8 protein-coding genes are annotated in these 11092 nt (G+C 70.0%); 3 read left to right on the top strand and 5 right to left on the bottom strand.

What is annotated here, in order from left to right; all coding sequences use genetic code 11:
* Window positions 1-336: 336 nt before the first annotated feature.
* Entirely contained in the window at window positions 337-897 is a 561-nt protein-coding gene (locus GA0115259_RS27730; RefSeq protein ID WP_093602114.1) for an RICIN domain-containing protein, read from the bottom strand.
* Window positions 898-1183: 286 nt separating this feature from the next.
* Here GA0115259_RS27730 and GA0115259_RS27725 point away from each other — a divergent pair, with 286 nt between their 5' ends.
* Window positions 1184-1462 carry a hypothetical protein gene (locus tag GA0115259_RS27725; protein WP_093602112.1) on the top strand — a complete coding sequence of 93 codons (279 nt, stop codon included), beginning with the start codon at window positions 1184-1186 and terminating at the stop codon, window positions 1460-1462.
* Window positions 1463-1471: 9 nt separating this feature from the next.
* Here GA0115259_RS27725 and GA0115259_RS27720 read toward each other — a convergent pair whose 3' ends face one another.
* From GA0115259_RS27720 to GA0115259_RS27710, 3 genes are all read right to left on the bottom strand, one after another.
* Complete coding sequence (locus GA0115259_RS27720) at window positions 1472-1957, bottom strand: hypothetical protein (RefSeq protein ID WP_141716710.1); 486 nt, start codon at window positions 1955-1957, stop codon at window positions 1472-1474.
* Window positions 1958-2201: 244 nt separating this feature from the next.
* Window positions 2202-4778, bottom strand: a complete 2577-nt coding sequence (locus tag GA0115259_RS27715) for an ABC transporter permease (RefSeq protein ID WP_093602108.1) — start codon at window positions 4776-4778, stop codon at window positions 2202-2204.
* Complete coding sequence (locus GA0115259_RS27710; RefSeq protein ID WP_093602106.1) at window positions 4775-5563, bottom strand: ABC transporter ATP-binding protein; 789 nt, start codon at window positions 5561-5563, stop codon at window positions 4775-4777. Before GA0115259_RS27710 ends, GA0115259_RS27715 begins: the two co-directional genes overlap by 4 nt.
* A gap of 532 nt (window positions 5564-6095) precedes the next feature.
* Here GA0115259_RS27710 and GA0115259_RS27705 point away from each other — a divergent pair.
* Together GA0115259_RS27705 and GA0115259_RS27700 are read left to right on the top strand one after the other, a co-directional pair.
* The gene (locus GA0115259_RS27705; protein WP_370748544.1) at window positions 6096-7769 is read left to right on the top strand and encodes an MFS transporter; all 1674 of its coding nucleotides are present in this window, start codon (window positions 6096-6098) and stop codon (window positions 7767-7769) included.
* 144 nt (window positions 7770-7913) lie between these two features.
* Window positions 7914-9401 (top strand): short-chain fatty acid transporter, encoded by a 1488-nt coding sequence (locus GA0115259_RS27700; protein ID WP_093602104.1) that lies wholly within the window; start codon window positions 7914-7916, stop codon window positions 9399-9401.
* Window positions 9402-9523: 122 nt separating this feature from the next.
* On the opposite strand, the gene GA0115259_RS27695 is transcribed toward GA0115259_RS27700, so the two are convergent.
* The coding region (locus GA0115259_RS27695; RefSeq protein WP_176732675.1) for an SUKH-4 family immunity protein at window positions 9524-11092 on the bottom strand (1569 nt) is incomplete at its 5' end.

The raw sequence follows: 11092 nt of genomic DNA, 5'->3' as shown, positions 1-11092 counted from the left end.
GGCGGGCGGTCCGACCAGGTCGACATGCCTACGGTGACCGGCGGTGGCGGCCTTCACCGCTTCGGCGAGCGCCGGATCACGGACAACGGCGTCGAGCAGACCGTGCAGGCTCATGAAGGGGTTCCATCCAGGCGGTGGGCAACGCGAACGACCCGACACGTCGTACGGGCCGGGGGTTCTCCAGCGTACGACGCGCGACGGACACCGGGGGACGGGGCGGCCGGGCGGGGACGGCCGGGACGGGAACCACCTGGCTCCGGCCGGGACCACGCGCAGGGCCGGGACCACGCGCAAGCGGGGACGCCCCGGGTGGGACGCCCCCGCGTGCACGGCCGCTCAGGCCAGGCGGGTCTCCCACGAGAGGAGCCATACGTCATTGGCGGCACCGGCGTCGGTGCACCGGTACTGGATGAGCTGGTTGCCCCGGCCCACGCCGCCCTTGACGTTCAGACACTTGCCGCTGGACCGGGCCACGAGCTGGTAGCCCTGGCCCTTGGGGACCAGCCGCCACTGCTCATTGGCGGCGGTGCCGCATGTGTACTGGATGACCGGCGTGCCGTCGGCCGAACCGCCGCCCTTGACGTTGACGCACTTGCCGCTGCTGAGCGACCTGAAGCGGTAGTAGCCGCCTCCCGTGCTCTCCGGCTCCCAGCGCTCATTGGCCGCACGGGACAGAGGCCACTGGATGATGTCGGCCCCGTTCGCCGAGGAGTTCCCCCGTACGTTCGCGACCTGCCCCGGGTCACTCGCCAGCCGCAGCGTGATCTGCTCGACCGTAACGGCGCGCGGCGAGCCCGACTCCTCCGCACCACCGGCAACCGCCGGACTCAACGAGCCCACCACCACAGCAACACACCCGGCCGCCGCGACGGCCGCCATCCCCACGGTCCTGCGCATGCCCTTGACCGTGACGCATCCTCCTGCACTCTCGGTTCACTACCGTTCGTAGCGAATCCAGAGCGGAGTGTAATGGACAGTTTTGCCCCCAAACCTGGCCCTGAGACTGGCACTTACGTCCGAGCACCCACGCCCGCGCCGGGACGTCGAAGCGTCGGCCACGATGGACGATGGCCGCGAACCCGCCGACATGCGACGTCGCTTTGCGTAATCGGCCCTCGTAAAATCTGTGACACTCATACGCCGGGCTCCCCACCGGAGGCGCGGATTCCTGTCGGCCCTTGGCGTGCGCGCCGACTCCGCACCGCAGGTTCCCGACGCGGCTGCCGCGTACTACCGCTCCCTGCTGGCCGAGCGCACCGTGCTGATCGTCCTGGACAACGCGGCCACTGCCGCCCAGGTCCGCCCGCCGCTGCCCGGCGGCACGCGCTGTCTGACGGTGGTCACGAACCGCAGCAGGCTTTCCGGGCTCGCGGTACGGGGATGGAGCGCATCGGCTGACCACTTCGTCACCGATACCACCGACGCCGCCCCGGACACCGTCTCGCCCGACCAAGCCTCCTGACGCGCGGGCCTAGCCAAGGGCCTCCAGGATGTCCGCGGCGTACGCGGCGGCCAGGGAGGTCGGGTCCGCGGTGCGCTCGTGGCGCGCCAGGTCAATGCCTGTACGGATGATCGCGGCGCACTCGGCGTACAAGGTATGGCCGGGGCGCTCGCCCTCCTCGCAGCCGAGGACGGCGGACAAGGTCCACAGCAACGCCTCGCGGGTCGCCTGACGTGGCGGGCTCGCGAACCATATGGCCATCAGCACCGCGCACACCGCCGGGGCCGGAGGCTGAAGGTTCGACTGGATGAAGATGTGGTCGTCCAGCGCGTGAAACGCGGCCGGATGTCCCTCGGCCGCGTCCCGCAAGGTCGGAACGAGATGGCTCGCGGAGCGTCCGCAGCCGCACATGCACGTCTCCCACTCGTGCCCCGCGATCTCGGCCGCCACCATGTCGTCCACCAGGACACGCTGCCTTGCGCAGCAGGCCCGCTCCCCCACCCGACGTGATGTCAACGCCCGCTCCTCCCCTCCCTTGCCGTGCCGACGCCGGGTTCTTCGAAAACCGTCGGCACGGCATCTCATGGAACGAACCGGCACCATCCCCCATCTGAACAAACGGCGGATCACATCGGCAGCTGCCGGCTCGGCCCGTCCGGGTTGCCCCGGCCCTTAGGCCGTACGGCATGGCTCCGGCCCCGGTGGGTGTTGGAGGGCACCCACCGAGGCCGTGAGGCTTACCTTATCGTCCCTGCTCGTCCTACTCCGTGGCGATCGCGTTCAGTACGTTCATCCGGCCCGCGCGGAAGGCCGGGACCAGGGCGGCGAAGAGGCCCACGAAGGCCGAGGCGACGAAGACCGTGAGGATCGTCGGCCAGGGGATCTCCAGGACGCCGAGGCCCTCCAGGGCCAGGAGCTTCTGGGCCGCCGTGCCCCAGCCCATGCCCAGGCCCAGGCCGAGCAGGGCGCCGAAGAGGGCGATGACCACCGACTCCAGGCGGATCATGCGGCGGAGCTGGCGGCGGGAGAGGCCTATCGCGCGCAGCAGACCGATCTCGCGGGTGCGCTCCACCACCGACAGGGCCAGGGTGTTCACCACACCCAGCACCGCGACGATGATCGCCAGGGCCAGCAGACCGTAGACGATATTGAGGAGCTGGCCGATCTGGTCCTTGAGGTCCTGCTTGAAGTCGGTCTGGTTCTGCACCTTGTACTGCGGATAGGCGGCGAGCGAGTCCTTGAGGGCCGCGTACGCCTCCTTCTCCTTGCCGTCCACGGCCGCCGCGAACATGATCATGTTCTTGGGCATCTTGTCGGCCGGGACATACTCCTCGGCGGTCGTGATGTTGGTGTACATCGCGCCCTTGTCGACATTCGTGTCGTCCGAGGTGATCGCCGCGACCTTCAGCTTTCCGGTCTTCCCGCCCGGGAAGACGACCGACATCTCGTCGCCGACCTTCACGCCGTGCTCCGTGGCGTACGCGTCGCCGACCGACATCGCGTCCTTGCCGTACGCCGCGGACAGCTCACCGGCGATGGTCTCGCGTCGCAGGTCCTGTGCGTACGTCGGGTCCGCGGCGACGATGTCCTCCCAGTCGGTCCGCCCGTCCGGGGCGGTCAGCTTGATCTCGACCGACTTGTACTCGGTGACATGCTCGATGTCCGGCGCCTTCTCCAGCGCCGCCTGGGCCTGCGGCATGACCGGCTGGCCGTTGCTCGACTGGATGATGAAGTCCGCGCCGACCGACCTGTCCAGCTCGTCCGTCGCCGAGGCGACCATCGAGGAACCGACCACCGAGAGACAGGCCACCAGCGCGAGCCCGATCATCAGGGCGGCGCCCGTCGCTCCCGTACGCCGTGGATTGCGCAGCGCGTTGCGCTCGGCCATCCGGCCGACCGGGCCGAACATCCGCAGGACGAACGCGCTCAGCACCCGGATCAGTCCGCCCGCGAGCAGCGGACCGATGACGACGAATCCGATCAGTGTGAAGACCACACCCACACCGAGGAAGAGCGAGCCCTCGCCCGCCTCCTCGGCCCGCGTAGAGACGAGCAGCGCGGCGGCGCCGGCGCCTGTGAGCACCAGTCCGGTGATCGCCCTGATCAGACCGGCACGTCCGTCGGCGGGCGTACCGGCGTCGCGCAGCGCGGCCATCGGCGAGATCTTTCCGGCCCGCCGCGCCGGTATGTACGCCGAGACGACGGTGACCACGATGCCGAGCACCAGCCCGACCACCGGAGTCGTCCACTTCACCGTCAGATCCTGGGTGGACAGCTCCATCCCCACGGAGGACATGATCTGCATCAGCCCGACCGCGAGCCCCACTCCGGCCGCGACTCCGGCGACCGAGCCGAAGATCCCGAGCAGCACGGCCTCCAGCAGCACCGAGCGGTTGACCTGCTGACGGCTGGAGCCCAGCGCCCGCATCAGCCCGATCTCCCGGGTCCGCTGGGCGACCAGCATGGAGAAGGTGTTGACGATCAGGAAGATTCCGACGAGGAAGGCGATCCCGGCGAAGCCGAGCATCGCGTACTTCATCACATCGAGGAACGAACCGACGTCCGCGCGGTTGGCGTCCGCGGCCTCCTGCTGCGTCTGGAGCTTGTACGGTCCGCCCGCGAGCACCGCGGCCACGTCCCGCTTGAGGACATCGTCGCTGACGCCCGGCTCGGCGGTGACATTGACATGGGTGAACAGGTCGGCGCCGCCGAGCAGTTCACGCTGGGAGGTCGCGGTGTCGAAGTAGACGACGGCCGCGCCCGGGTTGGTGACGGTGAAGGTGGCGATTCCGGAGATCTTCGCCGTGAGGTCGCCCGTGACCGCGATGGTGCGCAGTTCGTCACCGATCGCGAGATGGTGCTTCTCGGCGGTGTCGGCGTCGACCATCATCTCGGTGGGACCGCGCGGAGCATGGCCCGAGGTGATCTCCATCGAACGGAGGTCGTTACGCGTCCAGTTGCCGGCGATCGTCGGAGCGCCGCTGGTCGCGCCCACGTTCTTGTTGTCGGAGTCGACGACGGTCACGCTCATGCTGCTGACCGCGCCCTCGGCGGACTTGACGCCGTCCGCCTTCCGTACGGTCTCCACCAGAGAGGCGGGCAGCGTCTCGGGCTTGCCGGTCTGCGATATCTCGTCACCGCCCTTGGCGGCCTTGGGACTGACCGTGACATCCGAGGAGGTCGCGGCGAAGAGCTTGTCGAACGTCGTGTTCATCGTGTCCGTGAACACGAGCGTGCCCGAGACGAAGGCGACCGACAGCAGGACCGCGACGGCGGAGAGCGCCATCCGTCCCTTGTGCGCGAAGAAGTTGCGCATCGAGGTCTTGAACACGGTCACGACGTACGCCCCCGGGCGTCGAAGTCCTTCATACGGTCGAGGACGGCGTCGGCCGTCGGCCGGAACATCTCGTCCACGATCCTGCCGTCCGCCAGATACAGCACCCGGTCCGCGTACGACGCGGCCACCGGGTCATGGGTGACCATCACGATCGTCTGGCCCAGCTCGTCCACGGACCTGCGCAGAAAGCCCAGCACCTCGGCGCCCGCCCGCGAGTCCAGATTGCCGGTCGGCTCGTCGCCGAAGATGATCTCGGGCCGGGCGGCGAGCGCCCTGGCCACCGCGACCCGCTGCTGCTGACCGCCCGAGAGCTGGGTCGGCCGGTGCTTGAGACGGTCGGCGAGGCCCACCGTCTCCACCACCCGCTGGAGCCACGGGCCGTCCGGCTTACGGCCGGCGATGTCCATGGGCAGCGTGATGTTCTCCAGGGCGTTGAGCGTCGGCAGCAGATTGAACGCCTGGAAGATGAAGCCGATCCGGTCCCGGCGGAGCTGGGTGAGGTGCTTGTCCTTGAGCTTGGTGATCTCGGTCTCGTCGAGATGGATCTCGCCCGAGGTCACGGTGTCCAGACCGGCGAGGCAGTGCATCAGCGTCGACTTGCCGGAGCCGGACGGGCCCATGATCGCGGTGAACTGGCCACGGGCGATGTCCACATCGACATGGTCCAGCGCGACGACCCGGGTCTCGCCCGAGCCGTACGCCTTGACGACCTGCCGCGCTCGCGCCGCGACGGCCGTACGCCCTCCCGTGCCCCCGTGCTTGGGGATCGTTACAGCCGTTGTCACGGTATGTCTCCTAAGTCAGTTGATCGACAGTCAGTGCGTCGGTGCGGTACGGGTACGTCGGTGCTGGTGCATCACTGGGGCACATCGGTGTGGTCGGTTCACCGATGGCTTCGTGAGCTCGTGCTTCGAGTCTGTTCGTTTCGGGGCCCCGGCGCGCTGGTGCCCAGCGCAGTCTTCGCCTGAGGTTTTCCCCACCCCCGTGCTACGGAGAGCCCCCCTCGTGCGCTCTCCGTGGCGTAAGACCAAGGTAAGGAACGCGGGCCGGGCTTCTCGTCCTCCACCGGGACGAACCGTCCCTGGCCGGATGTAAGGAGAACCCCCTAAGGGTCTCCACCTTCAGACGGAGACCCTGGGTGGAGACCGGTGAAGGCGGACGGTGGAGACCGGTGGAGGCGAGGCATGGAGCGGATCGCGCCCTCCCGCCACGAGAGGTACGGGTGAGAAGGTGTCTCCCGACGAGATACATGCATAGGGAAGGGATCCCGTGAGCGGCGCCGGCGACAGTACCGAGGACACCGGACGTACCGAAGCGATACCCGAAGCCCCGCCGGCGGGCGCCAGTCCGCCGCCGGGGCCGAACCACACACCACCGTCCGGGCCGCCGTCGAGATCGTCATCCGGGCCGTCTGCCGGAGCGCGTGAGCGCGGCCGAGGTCCGGTGGTCGCCGCCCTGATGCTGGGTATGGCGCTCGCCGCACTCGACGGCACCATCGTCTCCACGGCCGTCCCGCAGATCGTGGGCGACCTCGGCGGGTTCGCCGTCTTCTCCTGGCTGTTCTCCGGCTATCTGCTCGCCGTGACGGTCACGCTGCCGGTGTACGGAAAGCTCTCCGACACCTTCGGCCGCAAGCCCGTGCTGATCGCGGGCATCGTCGTCTTCCTCATCGGCTCACTGCTCTGCGCCACCGCGTGGAGCATGGCCTCCCTGATCGCCTTCCGTGTCGTCCAGGGCCTCGGCGGCGGCGCGCTCCAGGGCACGGTGCAGACCATCGCCGCCGATCTCTACCCGCTCAAGGAACGGCCCAGGATCCAGGCCAAGCTGTCGACGGTCTGGGCCACCTCCTCGGTCGCGGGACCGGCCCTGGGCGGACTGCTCGCCGGATACGCGGACTGGCGCTGGATCTTCCTCGTCAATCTGCCGGTGGGCGTGGTGGCGCTCTGGCTGATCGTCAGATACCTGCGCGAACCGGGCCGTACGTCACCGAGCCGTACGACAGCCCAGGGCACGCGGCCCGGCCGTACGACACCGGCGTCCCCGGGCGCGCGTACCGCCTCCGCGCTCCGGCACCGGGTCGACTGGGCGGGCGCGCTCGCCGTCTTCGCCACCGGCGCGCTCCTGCTCACCGCGCTCGTCCAGGGCGGTGTCGCCTGGCCCTGGCTCTCCGCGCCCTCCTTCGCCTTCCTCGGCGGCAGCGCCGTGCTCGCCGCGGTTACGGTCGTCATCGAACGACGGGCCGCGGAACCGATCATTCCGGGCTGGGTCTGGCGTCGCCGTACCATCGCAGCCGTCAATCTGGCGCTCGGCGCGCTCGGACTACTCATGGTCGCGCCGACCGTCTTCCTCCCGACATACGCACAGTCCGTGCTCGGCCTCGGGCCGATCGCCGCCGGCTTCGTACTCTCCGCGATGACACTGAGCTGGCCGGTCAGCGCCGCCCTGTCCAACCGTGTCTACAACCGCGTCGGCTTCCGGCAGACCGCCGTCATCGGGATCTTCCTCGCGATGCTGATCCTGCTCGCCTTCCCTCTCCTCCCGTTCCCCGGGCAGGCCTGGCAGCCGGCGCTGATCATGCTGCTGCTCGGCGGCGCGCTCGGGCTGTTCCAGCTTCCGCTGATCATCGGAGTGCAGGCGACGGTCGGCTGGTCGGAGCGAGGAACCGCGACCGCGTCGATCCTCTTCTGCCGCCAGGTCGGACAGAGCGTGGGCGCCGCGGTGTTCGGCGCCGTCGCCAACGGCGCGCTCGCCTCCCGTCTCGACGATCCGCCCTCGCCAGGACTCCCCCGCGATCTGGACTCGGTCTCGACCGCCCTGGAGAATCCGGCCGCGCTCACCGCCGAAGCCCTGGAGTATCTGCGCCGGGCGGTGGACGCGGCGGTGGACCGCGTCTATCTGGGCGCGGCGGTCGCGGCGGCACTGGCCCTGCTCGTACTGCTCGTACTGGCCCCGAAACGCTTCCCGGTCATCGCCGAGAAGGACACCGACTGAGCGCGCCAAGCCCTGAACCTCCGGACGTGGCCGGTCCCTATGAGAAGGCCCGGAGGTATATGGCCCGTCCCCATTGTGTTCCGGTCACCCGCCACCGAAGATCCTCGGCACCGCACACCTGGGCCCCCACAGTGAGGACACCCCATGACCACGGCACCCCCACAGGAGCCGCGACCGGAGCCGGACACGACGACCGGCCGGGAGCCCTGGCCCGCGCGGATGGCACTGCGCTTCACCGCCTTCTCCGAGAAATGGCTGCCCGACGCGCTGGGCTTCGTACTGGTGGGCACCTTCGCGGTCTTCGCCCTCGGCCTCGCGACCGGTGAGAGCCTGTACGGCGCGCCCTCGGATCCGGCGGCGACGAGCGGATACGGGCTGGTGGACGCATGGGGCCAGGGATTCTGGTCCCTGATCACCTTCACTCTGCAAATGGCGATGATCATTATCGCCGGATACGCGGTCGCGGTCTCACCGCCGGTCGGCCGGCTGATCGCCAGGATCGCGCTCGTGCCACGGACACCGCGCGGAGCCGTCGCGTTCACCGCGGCCGTGGCGATGGTGACGTCCTATCTGAACTGGGCCTTCAGCCTGATCTTCACGGCGATCCTCGCCAAGGAGATAGCCCGCAGGGTCACGGGAGTGGACTACCGGGCCCTGGGCGCGATGGCCTTCCTCGGGCTCGGCACCGTATGGGCCCAGGGCCTGTCGGGATCGGCGGCGCTCCAGGTCGCCGGCGCCGCGTCGAGCCCACCCGCCGTCCAGGAAGTCATCAAGGAAGGACGCGGCAGCGGACTCATCCCGCTGACGGAGACCATCTTCCTGTGGCAGGGCATCGTTGCCACGGCGATCATCTTCGTCATCGCCGTGGGCACGGCCTGGTTCCTCTCGCCCTCGCCGGAGCGCGCGAAGACCGCAGAACAGCTCGGCATAGACCTGGGTCCCAGTGTGGCCGAGCAGCGCTCGCCGCTGCGGCGCAACCGGCCCGGCGAGTGGATCGAGTACAGCCCGGTCTTCGCGATCCTGCTGTTCGCACTCGGTGTGTGGTACCTGGCACGCCACTTCGCCCGCGCGGAAGGCAGCGCCCTCAACGCCCTCGATCTGAACACCGTCAATCTCATCCTCATCCTGCTGGCGCTCATCCTGCACTGGCGACCCGTACGGCTGGCCCAGGCCGTCAAGGAGGGCACACCGGCCGCCTCGGGTGTGCTGCTCCAATTCCCGCTGTACGGCGGGATCTTCGGGATGATCGCCTTCACCGGACTGAGCAAGACCATCGCCGGCTGGCTGGTGTCGGTCTCGAACGAGTTCTTCTATCCGGCCCTCATCGCGATCTACAGCGCCGTCCTCGGAGTCTTCGTGCCCAGCGGCGGCAGCAAGTGGGTCATCGAGGCGCCGTACGTCCTGGACGCGGCCAACCAGCTCCACGTCAATCAGGGCTGGGTGGTCGTGGTCTACGACCTCGGCGAGGCCAGCGCCAATCTGCTCCAGCCGTTCTGGATGCTGCCCACACTGACGGTCCTCGGCCTCAAGGCGCGCGACATCATGGGCTATACGTTCGCCATGTTCCTGGTGTGCTTCCCCGTGGTGCTGATCCTGGTCACGCTGTTCGCCCGCACGCTCAGCTTCCCGTAAGGCACACGAAGCCGCCGACGCGCGCAAGGCCGCCCCGGCCGGGAGGCCGCCGAGGCCGCCGAGGTTACGGTCGCGGTGCGCCTCCCCCGCACAAAAGGCGCACCGCACCGCTCAGACGAGCCCTACAGCAGCCCGTCCCACATCTGCTCCAGCAGCACCGACCACCAGTTCTCCGGCGACGACAGCGCCGCCGCATCCAGCGATATGAGCTGTGCCTGGAAGTCGACCGTCCAGCGGCCCGCCTGCTCCGGGTTGAGACCGAAGCGCAGCCGCCACATCCGGCCCAGCAGCGCCAACGACCGTGTGAACTCCGGCAGTCCGGTGTTCACGAACTGCGGCGGCACCGACTGCCCGCCGGGTCCCGCCTCCACCGGCACCGCCATGATGTGCGCCGTGCCGTACTGGACACAGAGCGCGCGCCCGAAGTCGCTGCCGACCACCAGATACGAGCCCGCGTCCGGCGCCGCCCGCACCTGCCGCTGCGCGGCCAGCTCGGCCAGCGTCGGCACCACCGGCTGCGGAGGCTGCGCCCAGAAGAACGGCCCGAAGTCGGCCGGCAGTCCCGCCCAAACCAGCGTGCGCGCCACGATCTCCGGCACGCCCTGACGGGACACCGCCCGCTGGTCGAACCGGCAGATGCCCTGCGGACCGAACGCTCCCATCAGCTCCTGCGCGACTCCCTCCGGCGGAACCGGCGGCGCGGGCGCCAACTGCGGCAGCGGAGCGCGCACCGGAGCGGGCCGCGCGGGCCCGTCCGCGACCTGATGCAACTCGCCCTGATGAGTCAGCAGATGACGCATGCCCTGCTGCCGGCTCGCATGGTCCTGACCGTACGGCGCGACGCTGGTGATCCGTACCTGCGGCCAGGTCTCCCGGATCATCCGCGCGCAGTAACCGCCGGGCAGCTCGCACGACTCCAGCTCCGTGTGCAGTTCGAGCACCTGCTGCGGCGGCACGTTCAGCGCGCGCAGCTCATGCAGGATCTGCCACTCGGGATGCGGAGTGCCGGGCGCGGAGCGCCGGATGAGCTGGGCCTCCGAGCCGTCGGGCGCGCGATAGCGCAGCACGGCCTGATAGCCGGGCCCGACGGTCGGCAGACCGGACGGCGGCTGCTGCGGATAGCCGTACGCCGCGGCCGGAACCGAAGGCTGTGCCGACGGCGGTACGTGACCGGGCGCGCCCGGCGGCACGCCAGGAGCCCCGTGCAAACCGGGCGAGCCGGGAGGACCGGGCGGACCGGGCGGACCAGGAGGCTGCGGAGCCGGCGGCGGTACGGGACCGGCCTGGCCGGGTCCAGCCGGCATCGCCGCGCCATGGTGCCCTCCACCGGGCGGCACACCGGGCGCACCAGGAGAACCCGGTGGACCAGGAGGCTGGGCAGGCGCGCCGGGAGCGCCGGGCGGACCGGGTGGGCCAGGAGGCTGCTGCGCGCCTGGACCGCTGTGGTGCGGATCGGCGAGCACCGTCTCCGCGTGCTGCACTCCGCCCGGAGGCGTACCAGGACCACCGGGAGGTCCCGGCGGGCCGGGCGGACCAGGAGGACCGGGCGGCCTCGGTGCGCCGGGCCCCGACGGGCCCGGCCCGGCGAGCATCGTCTCGGCCAGGTGCGCTCCCTCGGAGGGCGCACCCGGAGCACCGGGCGGCCCAGGAGGAGCAGGCGGACCGGGCGGCGAGGGCGGACCGGGCGGCCG

This window comes from Streptomyces sp. MnatMP-M17, assembly GCF_900091995.1.
Taxonomy (GTDB): Bacteria; Actinomycetota; Actinomycetes; order Streptomycetales; family Streptomycetaceae; genus Streptomyces.
Note: the sequence above shows the minus strand (reverse complement) of the source record. Positions and strands in the feature narration are given on the sequence as shown.